The organism is Paenibacillus sp. XP01 (genome assembly GCF_057364885.1).
This window is the reverse complement of record NZ_CP139481.1, coordinates 965816-989485: the sequence shown is the minus strand read 5'-3', so window position 1 is coordinate 989485 and position 23670 is coordinate 965816. Positions and strand designations below refer to the sequence as shown.

The following is a 23670-nucleotide window of genomic DNA, read 5'->3' as shown; positions in this document are numbered from 1 at the left end:
TTTGTCACGGGGCGCATCGGGCGATTGGGCAGATGCCAGAACGCGCAATGCGATCGTTGTTGCCGAACACACCGCGACAGAATTTATTTCCAGTCATCCCTTCACTGATCTTCCTGCGATCCGGAAACCAGCGCGCAGAAATACCTATTCTTGATGAGGAGGCATTCACATATGTCCTATTTGGAACGCGTTCGTACCCAAAATCCGTTGGTCCATAACATTACCAACATTGTCGTAGCCCCTTTTACCGCCAACGGCCTGCTTGCATTGGGCGCCTCTCCTTTCATGGCGTACGCTCATGAAGAGGTCGCCGACGTTGCCAAAATGGCCGGAGCCGTCGTGCTTAACATCGGTACGTTGAATGAGGACGTCGTGACGTCGATTCGTCTTGCCGGACGCGCAGCCAATACCCACAGCGTGCCCGTCGTGTTCGACCCGGTTGGCGCAGGAGCCACGGCCTATCGCACCGAAACGGCACGCAAGCTTGTTCATGAACTGCAGCTAACCGTGCTGCGCGGCAATGTCGCCGAGGTGGCCAACGTCATCGGGGAGAACTGGGAGATTAAAGGCGTGGATGCAGGACATGGTAAAGGCGACCGCATCCACATTGCGGAGCGGGCCGCTAAGCAGCTCGGCTGCATCGCAGCCGTAACCGGTCAGGAAGACGTGGTGTCCGACGGCGAAACCACTTACGTGATCGGCAATGGTCATGCCCTGCTCACCCGTGTCACCGGAGCCGGGTGCCTGCTGAGTTCGGTCATCGGGGCGTTTGCCGCGATTGCGGAGCCTGGGCGCGAACGATTAGACAGCATTGCCGAAGCGCTGGCCTTCTACGGCATAGCCGCCGAACAAGCGGCAGAACGAACGGCACAACAAGGTCCCGGCAGCTTCCAAATCGAGCTGCTGAACCAACTGGCACAAGTCACGCCGGCACTGGTGACAGAACGGTCGCAAATTCGGCAAGCTGCCGGAGGTGCACGATGACGACCCCGCAAGCTCTCACGATTGCCGGTTCGGACAGCGGCGGCGGCGCGGGCATTCAAGCCGACCTGAAAACTTTTCAGGAGCTCGGCGTGTACGGCATGAGTGTAATCACCGCCATCACTGCGCAGAACACCCTCGGTGTACAAGGTGTTTTCGCTGTTCCGAACGAAGGCGTGGCCGCGCAGCTCGACTCGATCGGAACCGACCTCTATCCAGGCGCCGTCAAGACCGGCATGTTGTTCAGCGCGGACCTGATCCGGATTGTCGCGGAAAAATGCCGGACGTATCGCTGGCCCAAACTGGTCATCGATCCGGTCATGGTCGCCAAGGGCGGTGCCCCCCTGCTCCAGCAGCAAGCGGTGCAGACGCTCATTTCGGATTTGTTGCCGCTTGCGTTGGTAACCACGCCCAACATTCCGGAGGCCGAGCTGCTCGCAGGCATGTCCATTGGCGGTTTGGCTTCGCGGGAAGAAGCGGCACGGCGCATCGTGCAGATGGGCTCTGCCTACGTCTTGATCAAAGGCGGCCATGCAGGCGATCACGGCTCCGTCGTGGATGTGCTGTATGATGGACATTCCTTTCATTATTTCGAGAACCCACGCGTTCTGACGCGTCATACCCATGGTACGGGCTGCACTTTCTCGGCGGCGATTGCGGCTGAATTGGCGAAAGGATCGGCGGTGCCTGAAGCGGTGGAAACGGCTCGTGCTTTCATACAGGCGGCGATTGAGGATGAGCTCGGCATCGGTGCAGGCCACGGGCCGACGAACCATTTTGCGTATGGGCGCAGATTGCGGGGTGCGTTGTAATGGAACGATTGGACATGGAAAGGGTGCGCCGCGCCATGCGGCTGTATCTGGTCATGGGCAGTGTGAATGCGACCCATGACCCGGTTGAGGTGCTGCGCCAGGCTATTGCTGGCGGCATCACGCTGTTCCAGTTCCGCGAGAAAGGAACTGGCGCCCTGACGGGCACGGCGCGCATCGCGCTTGCGGAGCGCCTGCGCGAGGTGTGCGGCCAGCATGGCATCCCGTTCATCGTGAACGATGACGTGGAGCTGGCCGTGGCCCTGCAGGCCGACGGCGTGCACGTCGGCCAGGACGATGCGGACGCGGCGCTGGTGCGCGCCCGCATCGGACCCGGGCGGATGCTTGGCGTATCCGCCCACTCCGTGACCGAGGCGCGCCGTGCCGTGCAGGCGGGCGCCGACTACCTTGGCGTCGGGCCGATGTATCCGACGCGCTCGAAGGCGGATGCCCACGCCGTGCTGGGCCCCGCCGGGATTGCGGAACTGCGCGCCGCAGGCATCGCGGTTCCGCTGGTCGGTATCGGCGGCATTGCAGCCGATACCGCGGCCGCCGTCATGGCGGCGGGGGCTGACGGCGTGGCCGTCATCTCCGCCGTCGCAGGCGCGGCCGACGTGCGCGCAGCCGCTGCGGAGCTGGCGGCTGTGGTGCGCGGGATGCAGGCATAGCCGCGCACACGCGCATCCCCATACATCATGAGGCCCCGCGCACCAAGGTCCGAGTGATTGCCGGGTTATACACTCAAGCTTGCTTTCGGTTTGGCGCGGCTGCTCACCGCGAATGCTTCGGCGATACACCCATAAACCAAAATTTATGGCTGAAAATGCTTCGCTGGAACATTTTTTTCCCTGTTGACTCTCACGTAACGTGACCCTGTACAATCGGTGGTGTAAGGAGGTTGGATTTCATGGCCATGAAAGTAAAGGAGGTCTCCGAGCTCGTCGGAATCAGCGTGCGCACGCTGCATCACTATGACGAGATCGGGCTGCTGACTCCGGACGAAACCACTTCATCCGGATATCGTCTGTACTCGGACGCCAATCTGGAAAAGCTGCAGCAAATTTTGTTTTTCAAGGAGCTCGACTTTTCTTTAAAAGAAATCAAGGATATCCTGAGCGACCCTTCCTTCGATCGGGAGGAAGCGTTTCACATGCACCGCCGCATTTTACTGGAAAGACGGGACCGGATCGATCGTATGATTGCCACGATCGATAAAACCGTTCAACACTGGAAAGGAGAGATTCACATGACGGCCAAAGAACAATTCGAAGGCTTTGATTTCAGCCGGAACCCATATGAACAGGAGGCCCGGCAGCGCTGGGGAAATGAAGCAGTAGACCAGGCGCATGCCCGCTTGGGACAACAGTCTCCGCAAGAGCAGCAGGCTCTGGGCGAGCGAATGAATGAAATTTACCGCAACCTCGCAGCATTGCGCCATCTGTCACCTTCTTCCGAGGAAGCACAAACCGCGATTGCCGCTTGGTACGATTTCCTGAACGAAATGGGAAGTTATTCGCCGGAGGCTTTCCGCGGATTGGGACAAATGTACGTGGACGACGAGCGTTTTACCCGCAATATCGACAAATTCGGCGAAGGGCTGGCCGTATTTATGCGTGACGCGATGGCCGCGTATGCCGACCGGGTGACTCCATAGGCATCCAACCTACTGGCCTACAACCTGTACCACAGTCTGCTGCTCGATTGCCTATGGCGGCGGATCCTGCAGTTGAGCAAGCTGGTCGACGCAACCCAAGTCCATTCGCTTGATCCCACTCCCTAGCTGTCGCGGAAATTGATGCTCGTGAAGCTGAAGGCGGCACCTGGACAGAGGCAGGAAATGGATTCGATCGCGGAAACGTTTCGATGCACCTTTGCCGGGCCAGGCTGTTGACTCAAACGGCGGACGTCCTCATCATTTTCGTCGTACTATTAACCATGCCTTTTATCATGCTTTCGTCTGCTTTTCATCGCGCTTTTCGGGGATTCCCATGTACACCGAAATGTAACGAACCTGACACACCCTATTTGGCCAATTTAGGCCGCTGCCGTGCTCTAACGAACCCTGCACACGCTATTTGCCCGATATGATATGCTTAGACTTCATTTTGCCCATATTAGCGTGTCTGAGGTTCGTTAGCCGCGTGGAGTCACGTTTTCCGGCCATATAAGATGCCTGAGATTCGTTAGAGATAAAAAAGGAGTGAATTCACACGGTAATGCTTCCACCGTGCCATTCACTCCTTTTTGCAGTTTTCTTCGTCCATTTACGGAACTGGTTTAATGATATAGGCCATTTCGAGCATAACTTCGTCTCACACTCCCGGCCGCAATGCAAACAACGCTGGTGAATGCGCCATTCGCTCCGGTTTGTGATCCCTTCGTTATCCAACGATATAAACCGCACTAATCCATCACACAAGGCCACCGCGAGTGCAGTACCATCTTCCAATCGCTGCAATCCCACCGCTGCAGCTTTTCTTCAGAAAGCTTTTAGAACGCTTCGCTGTCCAGGTTGCTTCTGCCTCTCCGTTAACGTGTATAGGTTTTTTGCGTTTTATATAGCCAACCAAAAAATTCCCCGAAGATACGCTTCCGTCATATACCTATCTCGCTAGCTATAGACTTGCCGTAGAAAACGTTACGCTCTCGGCGCCTCCCCCGAAGATGCTTCCGACGCCAAGCTCGTTTTGGCCATACGGCCCGGAATTCGCCAAGCCGATACCACGGCCAGCAAAATGAATAGTGCATCCAGCGGATCACTGAAATACTCCTGAATGGTTTCAGCGAACGCGGAGATCATCTCACCCGTGAACACTAGGTCCATCACGCTTGTATCGTTGATCTCGGCAGCGAAATACGTTACGGTGAAATATTTCCCGAGCAAAATGCCCACGAGCGAAAAAACGACCGCAATGATCTTATGAATCGTCGCGATTCGTTTGTTGGAGAACAACACGACGGCATATCCCGCCATTGCTCCGATCACGATCGCAATTAAACCGATTTCCTTTTCCGTTTGCGCGGCTATGACAGCCCACAACGCTCCGCCCAGAACGGCAGCGATCAATGCGCCCACGATGGGTAAAACAATGCTGATTCTTTTTTCACTTTCCACTTTCCTTTACTCCTCCTAAACTAATAAAAATTCCAGAATTCACCTCTTACATAAAAACACATGATATCCTTTAATTCAACATTTTTCTAGCTATATAAATCTATAGGCCTAGCTTAAACGACAAAAAACCTCCTGCCTTTCGCGAATCCACGCATAACGTGTCATCAACGTAGAGCAAGAGGTTTCCTTCCGTACGATGAGAAATCAATCAGGCTTTGGTGGCTTGGGACAGCTGAATGACCGATGCAATCTGTTTCAAAATATCGTCCAGTGAGGCTTGGTCGTGCACGTCGTATTCGTCGATGTTCAGGCGCAGCACGGGGCAAGCCGTGAACTGGTCGATCCATACGGAGTAGCGTTCATGCATGTGCTCCCAGTAGGAACGGTCCGTCTGAATTTCCATCTCTCTCCCGCGGATCTGAATCCGGTTCAGGATCGATGGCAAGCTGCCTTCCAAATAGATCAGCACATCCGGATGCGGGAAATACGGCGTCATCACCATTGCTTCGAACAAACTGCTGTAGGTTTCGAAATCCGTGGCAGACATCGTGCCCTGATCGGCATGCATTTTCGCAAAAATGCCGGTGTCCTCGTAAATGGAACGATCCTGTACGAAACCGCCGCCAAGTTCAAAAATTTTCTTCTGCTCCTTGAAACGTTCAGCCAAAAAATAGATTTGCAGATGGAAACTCCATCGTTCGAAATCGTGATAAAATTTCTCCAGGTACGGGTTATGGTCGACCTGTTCCAGGGAGGTTTTGAAATTCAGCCGCTCGGCCAGGGCAGCGGTCAATGTGGACTTGCCCACGCCGACCGTGCCTGCAACGGTGATCAACGCATTCGCCGGAATGCCGTATTTATTCATATGATATACTCCTTTACCTGATTGACGATCTGCCTGAAATGTTCAGGATATTCCACGAAATCCAGCTGCTCCGCATCTACCTTCAGAATGGCCGGAGGGTTGGGCTGTGCCGCGAGCGCAGCCATGCCCGTTTTGTAATCCGCGATCAATTGCTCCATATATGCAGGGTCCATGTCCTGTTCGAAAGAACGGCCTCGTTTGTTAATGCGGTACATGAGCGTGTCCAGCTCAGCTTCGATATAAATGACGACATTTGGCTTGGGCAAGTCATCGGTCAGCAAATGATAAATTTGCTGATACTTGTCCCGTTTCGGGCCCTTCAGCGTCCGACTCGCAAAAATCATGTTTTTATAGATATGATAATCCGAAATAACGGGTTTTTGCTGGGCAATATATTGAAGGCCCGTGTCTTCCAATTGCTTGACCCGGTTGCACAGGAAAAACATTTCCAGCTGAAAACTCCACTCATCGATATTTTGATAGAAGGAAGCCAAAAACGGATTCTCCTCTACGATTTCCTTGACCAATGGAAGGTTGAACTCTTGGGAAAGCATCGTTGCCAACGTTGTTTTCCCCGCTCCGATCGGACCCTCCACGGCAATAAACGGGGCTGCGTTCATTGTGTGCCTGTTCCTCCTCATACCTTTTGCGTGTGACCGTCTCTAATGTAGACCCCACCTATTGTATCACAGCTTCCGAGTAGCCCGGTTTTATTTTTAGGAGGATTTTTTTCAAAATTAATATCCAATGCAAAAGATTAACAACATTTTCCAAATTATTTCAATGTTATTCATAGTTATGTAATTATTTTTTCATATTTATACAATTTCTAACTAATAGAAACGTGTAATGTAATACTTAAGATGTATACTCTTTCCTTTCTCTAAATGGTAAAATAACCCTTTACCTTAAGGAATCATCTGAAGAAAAATGGAGAAGGAGGATTTCGGAGTTGTCGTCTCATAACCGAACCATTCAAATAACATTGATCCTATTTATCATGATCGTCCTGACCAGCTGCTCAACCATGCCTGGCAGTAGCGATAAAGCCTTTACCGAGCATGAACTTTTTTCGATGTATGAGGAAGTAAGCATCACGTTGCCTACAGATTGGAGAACCGATACGGATTACAAAAGTCCCTCGTTACTAAAGGCCATTCCAGCCGATAAGTCCAAAATACTCCGCATTGATCGAAAGAACCGCGCGGATTACGCGTCAGACACCTCACTTCAAGATTATGTAGCTACATATGAAAAAAACATACATAAAACACAGGAATCCATGAATGCAAAAGAGTATGAAATTGATAAGGGCAACATGAAGATCAATGAGCATCAAGCATATTATAAGAAAGCCAACATTGATAATGGCCGGTCCGTATTCGGAAACATCTACGTCATTTTCGAAAGCGAACAGCACTTTAATATTGTCTCATACTCGTCCAAGTCTCCGCTTAATTCCTCGGACACTAAGCTGTTCGAAAAAGCGGTTCAGAGCGTTCGCATTATGAACGATAACCCAGCAAACGCGGATATCATGAGTTCTTCTCCCTATTTGTCTCCTCATGGCAATGGAGGAATGTTCTCGCCTTTCGAAATCCGATTACCTTCCAATTGGAAAATAAACAAACAAAAAATAAATCCCGAGTCCGTCTTGGAGGTAAGCAATGGGGCCAATCAAGATTATTTGGTCATCTTCCGTAATTCCAAAAACGAATTTGACTCGCAAACAAAGCTAAAAGATTTTTATGAACCCTTGCTTGATAGCCTAGCCGGATCTGATCCCCTACCGAAACCGGCAGCAGTCACGATCAACGGATTAAAGGGAATCCAAATTGAGTACTATAAAGAAGTAAACAATCGCAAAATCGGACAATTGGATACGTTTCTTGAAACGTCCGACCACTTTATCGAAATTTATTTTTATACACCTGCGAGCAGGTTTGAGCGTGTTAAAGCGGACTACAAAAACTACACAAAAACTTATAAGGAACTTGACATTAAACAACATTAAATAAAAGGAGATCTGCCTGGAATCCAGTCAGATCTCTTTTTTAACTATTCTGATGTGGGGTACGTATCAGCTTTCTATCGCTCGGTCGTTCCTCCGGCCTCCCCGGCCTCGTTTTTCCGCTTCGTGCCTTTGCTTTTATAAGGCTTCGGGGCACTTTTGGCCCGATTGGCGCTGGCTTGCCAACGGTTCCAGCCTTTTTTGCCCGTACCGCGACCCGTGCCGCCCTTTTTGGATTTGCTCATGTTATCACTCCAATGATCCCGTATATGCTCAAATAATCGTTCTTGGCAACTTGTTAGGCAACCCAGTCCATATTATTCAGTTCAACAACTTTTATTATAACAAAAATCGCCATCATTACCTCCAAAAAAGAACAGGTCCGTTACACTTTCGTGTAGCTGACCTGTTCTTCTCGTTGAACAAACGATGTATCGAATGATTGCATTACATCTCAGCTTTCGGTTGCCCCGTCGCTTTGGTGCCTCTCATCAATCGGATCGAGAGCAGGAAGCAGACGGCCAGCACCGCAGCCGCGGATACGTACGGATAATTGATATTGACGTCAAACAACGCGCCAGCCACGATTGGGCCAGCAATGTTGCCAAGGCTTGTGTATGCCGAATTCAGTCCGGCCACAAAGCCTTGCTGCTCTTCTGCGAGCTTCGACATCTGCGTGCTGATCGCCGGACGCAAAATGTCCATGCCCAGGAACACGACAAAGGTTACGACGAAAATCAGCCAGTACGTATGAACGAACAGCGTAAGCAGAATAAATACCGCAACGAAGAAGAGACATACCGAGATGACCAACTTTTCGCCAAAACGATTCAGCAGCCATCCGATGAACGCAACCTGCACAACGGCCCCTGCAATCGAGCCAAAAGTAATAATGAAGGCGATATCTTTCGTTGTAAATCCAAATTTATGATCGACGAACAAGGAAAATACCGTTTCATAGTTAGCCAATCCAAAGGCCATGACAAAAACGATGATCAAACTGAAGAAATACGGCTCCCGATAGGATCGAAGCAGCTGGGTAACCAGGCCCGGCCCTTTCTCCTTCACCGCATTGGCCCCAGCCGGTGCGTTGTGTTCTGCCGTTTGGCGTACCGATTCAGGCAAAATGACCAATGTAATGATCGCTGCCAGCAATCCGGCAACCCCTGCCGAGTAAAAAGGAACGCGAATGCCGAATTCGGCAATATAACCGCCGATCCCCGGCCCGATGATGAATCCGGTCGTGATGGCCGCATTGATCAGGCCCATGCCTCTGCCGCGTTCTTCGTCCGACGTAATGTCTGCCGTATAGGCCATGACGGCCGGGAAAATCATCGCGGCGCCGATTCCGCCCAGCATCCGGGCAGCAAAGAGCAGCACCGGCGCGTTCACTGCGCCGAACATGAACTCCGAAACGGCAAAAAACAACATGCCGATGACGATGATCTTTTTGCGTCCCCATGCGTCGGACCACCTGCCCGCAATGGGAGAAAACAGAAACTGGGTAAACGAGAAGGCTGCAACGAGCAGTCCCACCGTCGTACCCGAAATGTGCAACAGGTCCATGTATGCCGGCATGATCGGCACGACCAGTCCTATGCCCGTAAACACCAGAAAAATATTAAGCATCAACAGCAGCAGTGCGCCCCTGTTTCGTGTTAACAATGCCATGATTTGCTTCCTCCATATGTCTTAGAAAAAATCCGTTGGTTTGAGTCGCCGACCTGATCGCTAGAACGTAATAATAAGGTCAGGTCGGCTATTTGGTTACTGAAATGCCGTGCAAAAAAACTTCTGCCGCCTGATGATACAGCGCAAGCGCCTGTTCTGGCTCCATCCCGCGCGACATCTGGCTCAGACCGATGATGGTGCTCTCCATGAGGATCGCCAGATGGTCGACATTGTCTGCCTTGAACTCCCCGTTTTCGATGCCCTCTCGAATCAGGTTTCGGTTGAATTGAATATGGTCTTTCATGATCTGGTCGATCCGTTCCTCGATATCGTTGGCTTTCTTCTCCCCGGTGAAGAACTCATCCGCCGCCTTGGTCAACGGGTGGTTCATGTCATCCATCACCAGATGCTCCATCAACCCGAAAATTTTGGCCGTGCAGGTAGGATACATATGAACCTTTGCAGCCCAGCTTTCCTCCCATTCCCGGTTCCATTCGTCAATGAGGTAGAGGAACAAGCCTTCCTTGCTTTTAAAATGATAGTATATATTCCCCTTACTGCTGCCTGTGGCTGAGACAATGTCTTCGATCGACGTTGCCTTGTACCCCTTTTGGGCAAACAGCGCCTTGGAGGCTTCCGCAAGTTTGCGTTTGGTCTGCTCGGTTTGAAGCTGTTTCTTGTTCATAGACTCCACTTCGCTTTCTTGATACTGAACGTTCGTTCTGTATTTTAACAAATCATGCTCATATAAGCAATCAAAAAGGAGAAAAGAGTTATATCTCTTTTCCCCAATAAAGAAGTTCTTCATTCATTTCATCTTTTTGCCTTGCCCATGTAAAATTTTAAGCTGTCCGTTCTCGTAACCGAGCTGATACGTCACCTTATATTTGCTCGTCACCCGTTCGCCGTCCCTTCGCTCATCCGCAGTGATGACGGCCTTGACCTCCATCTCTTCCTCTCCCTTGGAGGCGGATGAAACCTCGCCAATCGTGACATAGCTGGTGTTGATATAACCTTCGCGGAATTTGGTGTAGCTGGTCCCGCTCTGCCACTCGCTTCCCAGAAAAGCATAAGCGGTAACGTAATCCCCTGCATTAAGGCTTCCATAAAAAGCTTTCACCAGGTCCTCAGCAAGCTGCCCATCCACACTGGTCTGCGAAGCATCGCCTTTGCCTGTCTTTGCGGCCACCGCATTGGACCCTGCGCTGGACCAGGCCTGCACTTGCTTCAACACGCTGGTGATCGGGATGCTGAAGCCGATCCCGCCCTCTTGTTCAACGACGGCCGAATTGATGCCGAGCACTTCGCCCGTCTCCGCGCTGATGAGCGGCCCGCCGCTATTCCCATGGGTAATAGGTGCCGAGATTTGGTACAGATTGCTGTAGATATAGGAGTCGATCTCAAAGCTTCGTCCCAGACCGCTGATGATGCCTGTTGTCACGGTGTTCTCAAAGCCAAGCGGGCTGCCGAGGGCCAAGACTTCGTCGCCGATCTCCGCCTTCGATGTGGCGATCGGGAGCGGCTTCACCTTTTTCAGGCCAGGCACCCTGACCACGGCGACGTCGGTTTCCTCCCCGATGCCAATGACCGTGCCCGTAAGTTCTTCATGGTTCAGGGTACGAATCGTCACCTCCGTATAACCCTCTACCACGTGGGCATTGGTCACTACATCCCCCTGTTCGTTATACAGGAATCCGGAGCCAAGTCCGCCGCCGGTCTCGATGGTAACGACTTTTTTCTGACTGTCCTCAATGATTTGTTTGATCGTTTTTGGGGCAGCTGCGGTCGATTCGTTTTTCGCTTGGCCCTTCTCTTCCTTCACCGGCACCACGGCTAGACGCGGCTTCTGCTGCTCCAGCTGCTGGGCTGAAATATGGTGAATGTAGAAGACCCCCGCTGCCCCGGCACCGATAATAACCGCGCTGGCAATGATGGTGCCCCATATTCGTTTGGACATGTCCGATGCCTCCTATTCCAAATACCAGGTTGCACCCGACACGGACACGTTTGCCGACTGGTACACGCCGTAGTAATACGTTTCGAAACTGCCTTGTTCAGAGGCTGCCAATGTGCCCGGGTACACGTACGCTTCGGTTTGGCCAATATAATAGCCGTCGGTGCTGTAAATATCGATCGTCAGCGCGACCGACCAGATCGGACGGGTGGCATTGTTCACGACGGTTCCGCCAATGTACAGATCGCCATACTCGTCGAGTTCGGCTTGCAAATCCAGCACGCTTACCGCTGCCGTACGGTTTTTCAAATCTTCTTCGGCCGCCTGCTGCTCAGCCAGCCGGATCCGCTCCGCCTCGGCCTCTTCGAATGCCTTTTTTTCGCTCAAAACCCGTTCCCGATATTCGGTCAGCTTCTCATTCTCCGGCGCGTAAGAAAGCCCTTGATCCACCGTTTGCAATGCTGCCGTGAAGTCTTTCTTCTTCACCAGCTGTTCTGCATCTTGATAACTGATGCTTGCCAATTTGTCGATAATTTGCTTTTGCACCGCTTGAGCTTCTTTGCCTTTCAAGGCCGATACGGTCTCCAATTTTTCAGCAAGGGCAGACACTGTAGTCAGGCCGTCGATTTCCTTTTTCACTTTCAACACGGACAGCGTCACCTGCTGCTTGCCGAGTTCGCTGCGCACGTTGTCGAATGCCGGTTCTTCACGCTCCTTGAGCGCTTTGGCCACGGCTTGAAGCGTTTTGCTCGCTTCCGACAGCTTGCCGGTTTTCAGGCTCTCGGCAGCCTGCTTCAACTGATTCATCTGATTGAAGGCTTTCGCCGCGATCTGACGATCCTCGGTCAATGCTTCCACGTTTGGCCGTTTTTCGAGGGCCGCATCAAGCAGCTTCAGCGCTTCCGCATACTTTCCCTCCAACGCCGCCTTCTCGGCCTGCTCGTGCAACGTCAACACTTCATCGTTCACTGCGCTTTCCTGGTTGTAATAGTACATCAATAATGCTCCTACAATCGCAGCCAGAAGCAGTGGAACGAGAATGCTCCACGTCCGGCCGACCCAGCCCCCGCTTTGCTGGGGAGCAGACTGCTGCCTGGAGAGCAATGGGGCGGACTCTGCTCCCATTTCCAATCCGACGGCCGTTTCCGCCCAAATCTGCTCTTCCGTGGTACTGGCGCTGATTAACTTCGTTTTGCACTTTCCGCATGCGACATCTCCGGGGCTGCTCTTGGTCCCACACACATGACAATACACCCGAATCCCTCCATCTGCCAAAGAACGTATGTATCCTATGCTAAGCTTGCTTGTTGATGCTACCGCCGCTAACTGCGACACTTCACGAATCGACATTTATCATATAGCAAAAAGGGAAATTGCACCATATCCTGCAGCAAAAAAAGAGACCCGCCCGAAAGCGGCATCCCTTTCCTTCTTCGTTGTTATTGCCGTCCTGCACGCACCCGGATGTCCCCGACTTCATTGGCGTTGAATGCAAAAGCATTGCCACCCTGTCCCACATTGGCATGTGCCGTTTGACGGGCTTTGAAGTTCAGGCGGCTGCGGTCCACTTCCAGCTGATTGACCCGTTTGGCGCCCCGTTTCACTTTTTTACGCACACTCATCGTTATTAAATCCCCTTCCCTTTCGTGATTAACGTTTGCGTGAACCACGCTTGCTGTTCTGCTTCATGATCTGTACATTTACCGCATTGCTGGCAAGCACGTTGCCAACGTCTGCATATCCCTTCGCAATTTGATTAATTTTAATGACAAGGTAATGATTTTTACCGACGCGATAACGATAGCTTTTGACGTTTGAACGATTCATGGCCTTCTCCTTCATGATCTTATTGGTTGGAACATGCAGCATTGTATTCATGTCCACCGCGAGGGGAGTGTGTGAATGCACCCTGGTCGCGAAAACCAAAAAAACTTCCCGGTAACCCGGAAAGTTTTTTGGCGTTGTCTATTATTATCATGCATCATGGGAGATGGCTCACGGCTTATCCATTCCATTTCTCAAGAAACGGCTTCAGCTTGTCGACGACATGATGACTGCCGCCCCTTCCGTTTACGTTCTCAATGACCGCGGCCAGCAGAAAGCTTGGCTGCTCGGTATCAAACACCACGAAAAATCCGTTCTCCTGCCCGCGTTCCCCTTTCTTCGCCTTCAGCTCGGCCGTTCCGGTTTTGGCAGCAAGTTTGGTCGGAAGCGTGCTTAATGAATGGGCCGTCCCTCCTGACCGGGATACCACTTCGCCCAGTGCATCTTTCACCGTATTAGCTGCCTCTGGCGTGATGACCACTTCCGGAGCGGACGTTTCCTTCCCGGAAATCAGGACCGGCTTCACCATTTTCCCCTCATTCACAAAGGGAGTAAATGCCGTGGCCAAGTGAATGGGGGACATCAACATTTCACCCTGACCATAAGCGGTATCGGCCAGCAATACCTCCGACTTCAGCTCCTTGTTGTTTTCGTTGGCATACTGGCTTGGTTTCAAATACAATTCGTCCAATCCAAAATTGCCGCCAAAGCCGAATTTGCGAATGCCGTCAATGAACCGCTCGCTGCCCATCTCCAGTGCTTCCATCGCAAAATAAATATTGTCCGAATACACGAGTGCATCCACCATGTTCACCGGAGAGACGTTCTTGACCCGGGTTACGTAGTAACCTCCCCAACTCGCATCCTTCCTCCATTGCAGTCCGGCAATGTCGTGACTCTTATCCGGCGTAGTTACCTTCTCCATCAAACCTGCCGCCGCCGTGACGGCTTTAAAGGTTGAGCCGGGCGCATAGCGGTTAGTGAACCGGTTAACGAACGGAAGCTGTTCATTCGAGGAATAAGCGTCCCATTCCGCCTGCGTCAACCCCGTAACCATTTTGTTCGGGTCATAGGAAGGAGCGCTCGCCAGGGCGAGCAGATCCCCTTTCGTTGGATCCATCATAACCATCGCGCCGGCATCTCCGCCGCTGGATAACGTCTTATAGAGCTCTTTTTGCGTTTTGGTGCGAATCGTCAATTGAATGTTTTGCCCGTTAACGGCATCCTTGCGCAATACCTCGGAACGCATATTGCCATTCTCATCCGTGATCTCGATCACTCCTCCGCGTTCCCCGCGCAGCTGCTTCTCCAATGACTGCTCCAGACCCGCCTTGCCGATCCAGTCTTCCGCCCGGTAGTATCCTTCCGCGTCTTTCTCCAGATCCTCCCGGGTCACCTTCCGCACGTAACCGATCAAATGAGCGGCTGCTTCACCCAATGGATACTGCCTGATCTCTTTCGTCTGGATTTGAACGCCTTTCAGCGCTGCCGGTATTCGTTCATCGTCCGTCATGGCGATAGGCACGAAATAGTCCGGTTGGACCCAGCTCTGGTTTATCGCCTTGTTAATTGCATCTTCGGATACGTTATAGTGCTGCGCGATGCTGGCAATCATCTGATCCGGGGCGTCACCCAGTTTGCTTGGAACGATGCCCCACTCTAGGGCAGTCCCCTTGGTTGCCAGCGGCAATCCATCCCGATCGACAATGTCGCCTCGCTCCGGCAGCAGCGTCCGCACCCTCACCTTGCTGCCTTTGATCATATCGGACAAGATCATGGACGGCTGCCATTCGATCCGCCATACCTTTCCGCCATCGTCCAGCTCCTGCTTCACCAGATTCAAGCTTTGCGTTTCATTCACTTCACCCAGAAAGGTGGTCAATCGCAATGTATATTCAGCCTTGTAAACATTGGGATCCTGTTCAGGCCCCTCCGTTCCTTCAGTCTTTTTCCCGCTCGTTGTGCCGCCTTCTTGCGGCGTTTCCGCCACAGGCTGCGGTTTCAGCTCTGCCTTGACCGCCGAAACCTGCATGCCGGAGTAAATCGCATTATACTTTTCCGCGAACTGCTCCCGGTTCATTCCGGAGGCTTCCAACGAAGCTGGCGTCATCAAGCCGTAGAGCTGGTCGAATTCTTTCTTTTGCAAATGATCTATGTATTGTTCCACGACGACTTCGGGTTCGGGTTCCGGCGCCTTGTTGCTCTGCATATATAGGTACATACCGATCCCGCCTGCGAACAGAATGGGCAGCAATCCGTACATCAGTTTGCGTTTCGATTTCATCGTTAAATCACCTCTATGATACACTATAGAATTCCTGAGCCCGAGAAACAATGAAACAAATATGACGAATTTATCATTAGACCTAGCCGGAACATCACATAATATGTGTATAATGTAAGTACGAAATTTACAGCAAAGGAGCCCGATGATGGAAATCAGCTATTTTTTACTCCCCAAAGCAGAAGTGGCCTATATCAAGTCCTCCGCCTCCATGAAGGAAGCCATTGAGCAGCTTGAATCCCAGCACTACACCGCCATTCCCGTCATTGACCAGGATGGAAAATACGTTGCAACACTGTCCGAAGGCGATTTGTTATGGAAGATGCGCAGCACCCCCGGATTGACATTCGATAACATGGACCAGGTACCGGTGCATGAAATCAAAAACCGGGTCTACAATGAATGCGTATACATCAAGGCTGAAATGGAAGACATGCTGACGCTTGCCGCAGACCAGAATTTCGTGCCGGTCGTCGATGTAGACCGGGTTTTTCTCGGCATCATCCGGCGCAAAGACATCATTGAATACTACACACGCAACATTTCGGATTAATGGAATCGAACACAGCCCGACCGCCGGGCATTCGAAAGGCAAACAACGAGCTGAAACGCTTGTTGCTTGCCTTTTTTATCATAATTATAAAATTTTAGTGCATCACTTTTCCTGATTTCACAAGAACAAACATTCGCTATACGTATTCTGATTTCTTTGCCATTACGTCAGTCGGGTCAATCGTTGTTATAACTTTACCAAATTATTTTTCTTCAGGAATATCGACAATAATATAGTTTTCCTTCAGATCAGCTTCGGGAACTTCAGCTTCTTTAAACTCAACATCCTTCCAATTCTCCTTATTGATTAAACCATATCCAGTAGAAGTAATATGAGGCATCCAGCGAAAGCTGGCGAATGTCGTATCTTTAAAATTGGGCAAGGAACCGTTCTCTTTTGTAAAGGAGCCGTTTATGAAATAAAGATTTTGCTGCGTAGCGGCCTTTTCCCCAATGAAAGCTTGCCACTTAAGGTAAGCTGTGTTATTCGTAATTTGATAATAACGGATTACATTATTATTGACTTCGATGAATCGATCTTTTGTATTTTTCGGAAAATAATATTGAAGACTGGCTGTTTCTATAGATGGTTCAAATTCCTCCGTGAGCTGTGAAACTCTAGGAAGATTAATCGCAGCATTTCTTGCTGTGCTTAAAACATTGCTCTTCACATCAGTCAGCAGTTTCGTGCTTGGTTTCGAAACAAATGCAGTTTGGGTTTTTTGATTCCATGTTACTGAACCGTCCAACGCTTCTGCAACAAAACGTAAGGGGATCATTGTTTTACCGTTATGAATAAATGGAGCAGTACTTAATGAAACCGAAGCTCCATTTTTTTGCGCTGCTTTTTTATTCATTGTCAACTGCAAGTTTGTGTCGCTCCCCTTCACTGTCACTTGCTTTGTAGTATTATTCCAGGAAAACGTTAACCCACCTAAACTTTTGAGTGAAGTCAAGCTAAAAAACACCTGATTGTTCTTGTTGAGAATTTCTTTTGAATCTAAGTCGTTATTATTCACAACAACCTGTGTTCCTTTTGAACCTTGCACAGCTGCAGCTGCCTCATTGGTTGGAAGTACCAACAGCGAAGAACATAGAACAGCCAAAGAAAACAGTGCTAATTTCTTCATTAGAAAACCTCCCAAAATTTACAATCTTTATATTTATAGACGCAAAAAAAGACATAAGGTTACTTAAAAAAATAAAATAATACATTTTCATACAGTGTTACGTAACGTTATATTATATAAATCAATGTTTATTTGGTAGATTTGCGATCTCGAGCAGTTTTATCATCAAAGAACGTCCCGTTGATTCCGAATTTGAAGCTCTTATTGGGGGATTTTCCTATGCGTATTTTTTCTTTTGCAATCTTGTGTGTTTGTTTGATCTTAACAGCATGTACAGGTAACTCTGAGAACACGAAACCAAGCAATAGTGTGCTGGTTGAGGATCCAAAGGAAGTAAATATCAATAAGCTGGGCCCCTTCAAAAAAGGACTTTCACTAGATGAAATGAAATATGATGAGAAATATCAAGATATCGTTATCCTATTCAAAGAGAATTTAACCGCATGGGCAGCGAAAAATAAAACTGCCTTTAAAAATAGTTTTGTTTCAGAGGATGTAGCGAATAGTCAACTGTTTTTACTAGAAAACGATGAAGACTTTGAATTTGTCGGGACACCTTATATCATCGACCAATCCTCCGAAAACGGAAAAATTAACATCGTATTCTATTACAGAACAAGCGGAGATGAAAAAGAACTTAAGATGCACACCACAACATTTACAAAAAATAAAGATGAGTCATGGAGAGTTGCGTTAATTGATTAGGGATTAGTGGAAGTCTTGTTGACTGTTATTAATGGGGAAAATTAGGTGCTTTTTCGGAGCCTGACGACCTCGGAAATCGCGTGTGCTATGTCAAACGCTTTCCATAGTGTGTATACAGCTGAGCGCTGCTGGCATTCGGGGCATTGAAGACATATGTTCCCTCTGCCTCCCGGCGGCTCAATCTTTGAATTTCATAAACATCCGCGTCCGAGTGATGCCCTCCTCCTCCGAAAAGTATATCCACAATGTATCAAAATCGAAGAACGTTTGGAAACATCACATTCTGCTCATAACATGAAAAGAAGAAGCCCGCAAAACATTGCGGACTATTTTGGATAACAGCGATCGGAAGATGGTACTGCACTCACAGTGGCCTAGTGTGATTGATTAATGCGGTTTCTATAGCGGGTTCATCAAGAAAAAACCTCGCGAGTGCGGAATGTACGATAAGTACCAAATACGACGCCAATCGTAACTACACCCATGATGATCATATACAAATTTAAATAGGACAGCTCCAGTCCAAATACCGAATAGCTTGCCGGCGTTTGGAACAGCCTCGTTACACGCATCATTGTACTGAATGAAAATTCCTCAATCCACTTGGCCCATCCCGGGTTGAAGTTCAACACATCGAATGCCAGATAAGGCACGCCTACAATCGCAACATTAATGATGATGGCAACAAACGACGTTGAACTAAGCGCAGAAACGCATAACACAACACATGCAAAGACCAGACTGCCTGCCAGGTGAGTGACCAACTGTACTCCATAATACTGAACCGCCGATAATCGATAAGGAGAGAACTCATAGTAAAAGCCCTGAAAATACATCCCAACACTCTGGATCGGCGTATCTGCTCCAGCCAAATTCCCAAACCTTAACCAGTAGATCAACAAATTGACGCTTGTAAACAGTATGACGCATAGCACGACATATAACATGGAGGCCATTAATTTAGCCGAAACGATTTGGCTTCTTCCCCGTTTGCTGCTGCGTAGTAATGCAGCGGTTCCCCGTGAATATTCCTCTGCAAATACGGGCGCCAGTCCGAGCAGAATGATGATCATCATAAAGAGGACTCCAAATTGATCAATGTATTCCAGCAGATAGCCCCATGGTTTATTGTAGTGAATCTCGGAGACGGTTACCGTCCGCTTCATAACATTCCCGCTGTCATCATATCTGGCGTAGTTTTTGATGGATTCCGGGGAAAATATGGAAATGTCATAAAATACGCCATATCGATTCTGATTCTTTTCTTCACTGTAACCCTCGCTTTGCTTCTGATCCTGCGCAGCTTGAACCTTCTCCTCCGTAATGGCTCCTTCATAGGGTTTATAGTATGATGTACCGTTCAATGGCCCGGGATGCCCGAAACAGGCATACAAAGCAAGAAGCACAAGCAGTCCGGCGAGTGCCAGATAAACGCTTTTACGCGTGATTATTTTAGCAAATTCATATTGGGTTAAACGAATCACGATGTCGCCTCCTCGTCAAAATAGTGCATATATACGTCTTCTAGGCGAGGTGTCTCCGGTACAGCATGCGGTACAGGCTGTTCTTTGGCCAGGATTCTGGCTACGATGCCATCCGATTGATAGGACAAGCCGCTTACTTTGAAATGTGAGGTAAGCTCGGCAAGCTGCTGCTGAGTTAGCGTTGCCTTCCAAACGCGGCCCTGCATCCTGTTCATGATCTCTTCCGGCGTGTTCCGGGTGATCAGTTGACCTTCGTTCATCAGAATCATTTCCTTGCACGAGAACTCCAGGTCAGAGATAATATGCGTCGATAACAGTACAATCCGATCTCTTCCCAGCTCCCCGATAATGTTACGGAATCGAATACGCTCCTTGGGGTCAAGACCTGCCGTAGGTTCGTCGAGGACTAGAATTTGCGGATCATTCAGCAAGGCTTGCGCAATGCCTAGTCTCTGCCTCATGCCCCCAGAGAACGTACGGATTTTATGCTGGGCCTGCTGTTCCAGATCAACCATCCGCAAAGTTTCCTGCACGCGAACACCGGCCTGACTCACACTCAACCCTTTGAGGGAACACATGTACATGAGAAACCGATGAGCACTGAAACGGTTGTAAAATCCGAATCGCTGCGGCATATAACCCAATATGCTGCGATAACGGTCCCCCATCTGTTGGATGGGTTGCCCATCCAGCAGAATCTGTCCTGACGTCGGCTTGGAGATGTCTACAAGCATGCGAAGCAACGTTGTTTTGCCCGCTCCATTCGGTCCGAGCAGCCCGTAAACGCCACCGCTGGACAGCTCCAGCGAGAACGATTTCACTGCCCACTTGTTCCTGTATTTCTTGGATACGTTATCCATGGTCAATATCAAAGGAATAACCTCTTTCCGCTTGTGATGTATATTTTCGCGCCATCTGGTAGATCTGACTGCTCAACAGGATCACTCCGCATAAGGCGGCGATTATAAGTACTGACGGCTGGATCGATTGAACGAGCGCAATGAATTTGGGATTACTTAATGCAAGCCATATCAGTCCGAACCATAGCGTCAGAAAGATACTGACAGCCGCTCCACCCCTGACACGCATCGCCAGCCACAGACTGGCCCCGGCAGCGATCATCAGCTGTGCGTACCATAGGCCGACTCCGCTCCATAAGATGGAACTGCCTGTTCCACCGGATATCGCTAGCATAAGGAGAAGTACAAATGCCATATTTGCTGCGAGTACAACGATCAAACGGGTCAGCATCAGCTGTTGTGCCGTAATTTTGCAGGTCAGCTCGATTTCCATGAGCCCATGATCCCTGCCTTTGAATACTTCCAGCAATCCAAGCACAAAAGGTACGGGAACCAGTACGAGACCGCTCATGTAAGGATCGATTTTACTGTGTGTTCCCAGCCAAAATCCGAGCAGCAGGAGCAGGGAACAAACCAACCAGTATGATTTGTGGAAAACCGCGACCTCCCCCCGAACAAGCTGGAATAATTCCCTCATCCGCCTTCCGTATGATGGTTTCGGGCGAACGCTCGCCGGATCCGGCATATGGGCATCCAATGCCCTGATCGTTCTGTCGATCTCCATTTCGGATGGAAAATCGACCGCATACTCGTCCAGATAAGAAGCAATTAAGTTGTACTCCTCCATCTCCAATTCAGCTGCCCGATTTCGTTTATCTCCTTGTCCTCTTCGTTTCATCCCGTCCACCTCCCAGAATGATTTCCCTTAATTTCGCTATGCCCAAGCGTATGCGCGACTTCACTGTCGATTCATTTGCTCCCGTCAGCTCGGCAACCTCCCTGATCTTCAATCCGTTGTAATAGTTCAGGATCACCGCGTCCCTCTGATGCTCAGGCAAACTTAATACCGCCTGCCTGACCTGTTCGTTCTGAAGCTTTTTATGGAATATGTTCCATACATTCTGGTGTTCGCTGGCAGGGAGCGCCTCTTCCGTTAACTCACTTTCTCTCTGTTGTTGCTTGAAATCGCGTCCCCGAAAATAATCCAGGCAATGATTTACTGCAATTTTCAGCAGCCAGTGACTGAATTTTCCGTTATCCCGGTAGCTGTCAAGCGACTTCATCATTTTTACGAATACCTCTTGGGTTAGATCATAAGCGGTATGATAGTCTCCCGTTTTTCGGTACACATAAGCGAATATCGACTTATAATGCCGCTTCACCAGCACTTCCATGGCAGCCCGGCTGCCTTCACGAATCTCCTGAATCAACTCTTCATCATTCAACGCTCCCTCACCCCCTCAATTCAATTAACGATAATTTGACCATAAAAGATCAAAAATGTTTATTTCATTTATTTGGATATAGACAAGTTCCTGAATGCAACTATGTCTTCATCAGAATTGGTCTCATATTGACTTCCTTATTCTGGTGAAACTTTCCCCTCACCTGTTCGTCTAATTACTGACTAACAACGAAGGAGATGACTATGCGAATAAGCTGCAGCCCTGCATATGCTGGAAAAATGATTGGGTCCGTTGACCTTCAGCCATCAAGGTTTAGCAAGGTTTCCTCCAGCAATAGCCAAATTACCGATCATGTTGACCCTGAACTCATCGCCATCCCTTACATAGAAGACCTTAATTTCGGATCGCATTTTGATGCGATGACGATGATGAAGGGAACGTACAAGGAAGAATTTCACGAAAGCTATGATGTGGAATTTACGATTGATGTGGATCATAAAGGATATATTACTCAATTTGAGCATACGTTTCCGCTGGAGCGTTACCTTGATCTTGTACGGACGCAGTCCTATAAAGTGATTAAGACGAATTGGCGCGGCCGATCATTTCATGTCATGACTTACAGTTATATGGAGGAAGTGTGCAATCCAAAGAATGTCATCTATAAATGCACAAATGCCGAGGATGCTTTCGTGGTAGCAGAGCTTGCTCCTGATCGTGTTGGTGGTGTTGCGGAACATCCTCGTCCTCTCTACCTCCACTTCCGCGCGTTGATCTCCGCTCGGGACGACCTCTACCCGATTGATTATATGCGTGAGCCTGATTTTGATCTGAATCTGGACTAGATTTCATGATCCATGAAGAGAAAGAGCACAAGACTCTCCCTTTTACCGGGAATAGCCTGTGCTCTTTCTTGGGATCGACTTTAAATCTTCTGGCCAAATCCCTTCGCCGCTTCCTTCATCCGTTCAGCCAGCCTTGATCTTAGAACGTTCATCCAATCCGGCTCATGCGTCCACCGTTCTGCCGCAGACCGCAGCACACGTACATAGCGGTACACGTCAGCAAACCGCCTGCAGGCCGGGAACATGGATTCCATGTCATAGGAGTCTCCTGCTTCGGCCCAGTACCCCTGCATGAACGTCTGCTTTGCCTGTTCCCAACGCTCCGGCTCAATCTCATCACGCAAACTATCCAGACTCTGTTCCACATCCATCGCATACCAGTGGTACATGGCGTCATCGAAGTCAATGGCGTAACAAGACTGACTTTCTTCGTCATAGAAGACATTATCCGGCTCAAAGTCATAATGAATACATCCGTAATTGAGCTTGGTCACCGGCCATGCTGCCAAATGTGTACGGAGCAACTCCACTTCATGAGCGGCATCGGTCTCATCCGGAAATTCCCTCAGAACCTCCTGCATCCAGTCCAGCACATAGGCATAACTCCAGCGTTTAGCCTGCACCGGCGTATAATCCCGGCTCAGTTGATGAAGCTTACCTAGCGCCTGACCATAGCTGTATATGGCCTGGTCGCTCAGAACCGTACTGCTCAGCTGCGTGCCGGGTACCCGCTTGAACACGGAAGCGTAGTACGTGCCCCATGGTGTGCTGACCTCCGCGAGCTTTGTTCCTGCATGGGAAGGCACCGCCTCCATCGCCCCATAGTCACGCTGTCGAAGATAGCCGAGAACCTCCAGTTCGGCGTATAGATTGGTTTTATCTTTTTCCTGAACCGGGGCGAAACGAAGCAAGCGAGTCTCTCCTTGGTCCCTGAACGGATATACGGCATTAGAGGATATGCGGTAATACCGGAACATGTCCAGAGACTCGGGATCGTAACTCCAATTTTTCAAGATCATCTCGGCGAGATCGGTGTTATTAAATAAATATTTCAACTTTAGCATGGGCAGTTCTCCTTCTTGACCGTTTAATGTAGGTTTCTTGCAAAGTCCGAACGACTATTTTTGCGCGCAAAAAGCCGCAGGCTATGCCTGCGGCTTAAAAATTCGTGATGCACGAGGAAGTTGCAAAATGCATAAGCAAACAAACCTCATCAACACCAGGAAAATGAGCA

26 protein-coding genes are annotated in these 23670 nt (G+C 49.7%); 9 read left to right on the top strand and 17 right to left on the bottom strand.

All coding sequences use genetic code 11. From position 1 onward, the window contains the following. The first annotated feature begins 153 nt into the window (after window positions 1-153). The 5 genes from thiM (at window position 154) to SNR34_RS04505 (ending at window position 3681) form a co-directional block, all read left to right on the top strand. On the top strand, window positions 154-984 hold the full coding sequence (gene thiM, locus SNR34_RS04525) for a hydroxyethylthiazole kinase (RefSeq protein WP_438286887.1): 831 nt from the start codon (window positions 154-156) through the stop codon (window positions 982-984). Then, a complete protein-coding gene (gene thiD / locus SNR34_RS04520; protein WP_486181248.1) occupies window positions 981-1793 on the top strand; it encodes a bifunctional hydroxymethylpyrimidine kinase/phosphomethylpyrimidine kinase in 813 nt (270 codons plus the stop codon). The genes thiM and thiD overlap by 4 nt, the downstream gene beginning before the upstream one ends. Beyond that, a complete protein-coding gene (gene thiE, locus SNR34_RS04515; RefSeq protein ID WP_486181247.1) occupies window positions 1793-2458 on the top strand; it encodes a thiamine phosphate synthase in 666 nt (221 codons plus the stop codon). The genes thiD and thiE overlap by 1 nt, the downstream gene beginning before the upstream one ends. A gap of 239 nt (window positions 2459-2697) precedes the next feature. Then, window positions 2698-3444, top strand: coding sequence for a MerR family transcriptional regulator (locus SNR34_RS04510; protein ID WP_236420696.1), 747 nt, complete (start codon window positions 2698-2700; stop codon window positions 3442-3444). A gap of 141 nt (window positions 3445-3585) precedes the next feature. Further along, a complete protein-coding gene (locus SNR34_RS04505) occupies window positions 3586-3681 on the top strand; it encodes a hypothetical protein (RefSeq protein ID WP_356724477.1) in 96 nt (31 codons plus the stop codon). Window positions 3682-4428: 747 nt separating this feature from the next. Here the strand turns inward: SNR34_RS04505 and SNR34_RS04500 are convergent. From SNR34_RS04500 to SNR34_RS04490, 3 genes are all read right to left on the bottom strand, one after another. Beyond that, a complete protein-coding gene (locus SNR34_RS04500) occupies window positions 4429-4905 on the bottom strand; it encodes a hypothetical protein (RefSeq protein WP_486181246.1) in 477 nt (158 codons plus the stop codon). 208 nt (window positions 4906-5113) lie between these two features. Beyond that, window positions 5114-5770 (bottom strand): deoxynucleoside kinase, encoded by a 657-nt coding sequence (locus SNR34_RS04495; protein ID WP_486181245.1) that lies wholly within the window; start codon window positions 5768-5770, stop codon window positions 5114-5116. Then, a complete protein-coding gene (locus tag SNR34_RS04490; RefSeq protein WP_236420693.1) occupies window positions 5767-6390 on the bottom strand; it encodes a deoxynucleoside kinase in 624 nt (207 codons plus the stop codon). Before SNR34_RS04490 ends, SNR34_RS04495 begins: the two co-directional genes overlap by 4 nt. Window positions 6391-6722: 332 nt before the next feature. On the opposite strand from SNR34_RS04490, the gene SNR34_RS04485 reads away from it, so the two are divergent. Further along, entirely contained in the window at window positions 6723-7784 is a 1062-nt protein-coding gene (locus SNR34_RS04485) for a hypothetical protein (protein WP_486181244.1), read from the top strand. A gap of 74 nt (window positions 7785-7858) precedes the next feature. Here SNR34_RS04485 and SNR34_RS04480 read toward each other — a convergent pair whose 3' ends face one another. The 8 genes from SNR34_RS04480 to pbp4 all read right to left on the bottom strand — a co-directional run bounded on the left by SNR34_RS04480 (window position 7859) and on the right by pbp4 (window position 15514). Then, entirely contained in the window at window positions 7859-8026 is a 168-nt protein-coding gene (locus SNR34_RS04480; RefSeq protein ID WP_236420691.1) for a DUF3934 family protein, read from the bottom strand. A 202-nt stretch (window positions 8027-8228) separates the two neighbouring features. Then, window positions 8229-9452: an MFS transporter gene (locus SNR34_RS04475; protein ID WP_339276153.1), complete on the bottom strand. Its 1224-nt coding sequence runs from the start codon at window positions 9450-9452 to the stop codon at window positions 8229-8231. An 88-nt stretch (window positions 9453-9540) separates the two neighbouring features. Continuing rightward, window positions 9541-10137 carry a TetR/AcrR family transcriptional regulator gene (locus SNR34_RS04470; RefSeq protein ID WP_236420689.1) on the bottom strand — a complete coding sequence of 199 codons (597 nt, stop codon included), beginning with the start codon at window positions 10135-10137 and terminating at the stop codon, window positions 9541-9543. Between the two features lie 123 nt (window positions 10138-10260). Next, entirely contained in the window at window positions 10261-11409 is a 1149-nt protein-coding gene (locus SNR34_RS04465; RefSeq protein WP_486181243.1) for a S1C family serine protease, read from the bottom strand. 12 nt (window positions 11410-11421) lie between these two features. Continuing rightward, window positions 11422-12756: an FxLYD domain-containing protein gene (locus tag SNR34_RS04460; RefSeq protein WP_486181242.1), complete on the bottom strand. Its 1335-nt coding sequence runs from the start codon at window positions 12754-12756 to the stop codon at window positions 11422-11424. A gap of 89 nt (window positions 12757-12845) precedes the next feature. After that, the gene (locus SNR34_RS04455) at window positions 12846-13028 is read right to left on the bottom strand and encodes a hypothetical protein (protein WP_486181241.1); all 183 of its coding nucleotides are present in this window, start codon (window positions 13026-13028) and stop codon (window positions 12846-12848) included. 28 nt (window positions 13029-13056) lie between these two features. Then, window positions 13057-13284, bottom strand: a complete 228-nt coding sequence (locus SNR34_RS04450; RefSeq protein WP_486181240.1) for a hypothetical protein — start codon at window positions 13282-13284, stop codon at window positions 13057-13059. Between the two features lie 124 nt (window positions 13285-13408). Next, window positions 13409-15514, bottom strand: a complete 2106-nt coding sequence (pbp4, locus tag SNR34_RS04445) for a penicillin-binding protein PBP4(5) (protein ID WP_486181239.1) — start codon at window positions 15512-15514, stop codon at window positions 13409-13411. Between the two features lie 148 nt (window positions 15515-15662). Between pbp4 and SNR34_RS04440 the strand changes: the two genes are divergently transcribed. Further along, window positions 15663-16067: a CBS domain-containing protein gene (locus SNR34_RS04440; protein WP_236420722.1), complete on the top strand. Its 405-nt coding sequence runs from the start codon at window positions 15663-15665 to the stop codon at window positions 16065-16067. Between the two features lie 202 nt (window positions 16068-16269). Here SNR34_RS04440 and SNR34_RS04435 read toward each other — a convergent pair whose 3' ends face one another. After that, complete coding sequence (locus tag SNR34_RS04435) at window positions 16270-17196, bottom strand: copper amine oxidase N-terminal domain-containing protein (RefSeq protein WP_486181238.1); 927 nt, start codon at window positions 17194-17196, stop codon at window positions 16270-16272. Window positions 17197-17415: 219 nt separating this feature from the next. On the opposite strand from SNR34_RS04435, the gene SNR34_RS04430 reads away from it, so the two are divergent. Then, window positions 17416-17901, top strand: a complete 486-nt coding sequence (locus SNR34_RS04430; RefSeq protein ID WP_486181237.1) for a hypothetical protein — start codon at window positions 17416-17418, stop codon at window positions 17899-17901. Between the two features lie 413 nt (window positions 17902-18314). On the opposite strand, the gene SNR34_RS04425 is transcribed toward SNR34_RS04430, so the two are convergent. From SNR34_RS04425 to SNR34_RS04410, 4 genes are read right to left on the bottom strand one after another with little or no spacing between them, the layout of a single operon-like run. Next, window positions 18315-19385, bottom strand: coding sequence for an ABC transporter permease (locus SNR34_RS04425; protein WP_339276143.1), 1071 nt, complete (start codon window positions 19383-19385; stop codon window positions 18315-18317). Continuing rightward, window positions 19382-20245, bottom strand: a complete 864-nt coding sequence (locus SNR34_RS04420; RefSeq protein WP_486181236.1) for an ABC transporter ATP-binding protein — start codon at window positions 20243-20245, stop codon at window positions 19382-19384. Before SNR34_RS04420 ends, SNR34_RS04425 begins: the two co-directional genes overlap by 4 nt. Beyond that, on the bottom strand, window positions 20238-21083 hold the full coding sequence (locus SNR34_RS04415) for an ABC transporter permease (RefSeq protein ID WP_486181235.1): 846 nt from the start codon (window positions 21081-21083) through the stop codon (window positions 20238-20240). Before SNR34_RS04415 ends, SNR34_RS04420 begins: the two co-directional genes overlap by 8 nt. Continuing rightward, the gene (locus SNR34_RS04410; RefSeq protein ID WP_236420680.1) at window positions 21058-21630 is read right to left on the bottom strand and encodes an RNA polymerase sigma factor; all 573 of its coding nucleotides are present in this window, start codon (window positions 21628-21630) and stop codon (window positions 21058-21060) included. The genes SNR34_RS04415 and SNR34_RS04410 overlap by 26 nt, the downstream gene beginning before the upstream one ends. Window positions 21631-21869: 239 nt before the next feature. Between SNR34_RS04410 and SNR34_RS04405 the strand changes: the two genes are divergently transcribed. Then, entirely contained in the window at window positions 21870-22436 is a 567-nt protein-coding gene (locus tag SNR34_RS04405) for a hypothetical protein (RefSeq protein WP_486181234.1), read from the top strand. An 80-nt stretch (window positions 22437-22516) separates the two neighbouring features. On the opposite strand, the gene SNR34_RS04400 is transcribed toward SNR34_RS04405, so the two are convergent. Next, window positions 22517-23500 (bottom strand): phosphotransferase enzyme family protein, encoded by a 984-nt coding sequence (locus tag SNR34_RS04400; protein ID WP_486181233.1) that lies wholly within the window; start codon window positions 23498-23500, stop codon window positions 22517-22519. Window positions 23501-23670: the final 170 nt, after the last annotated feature.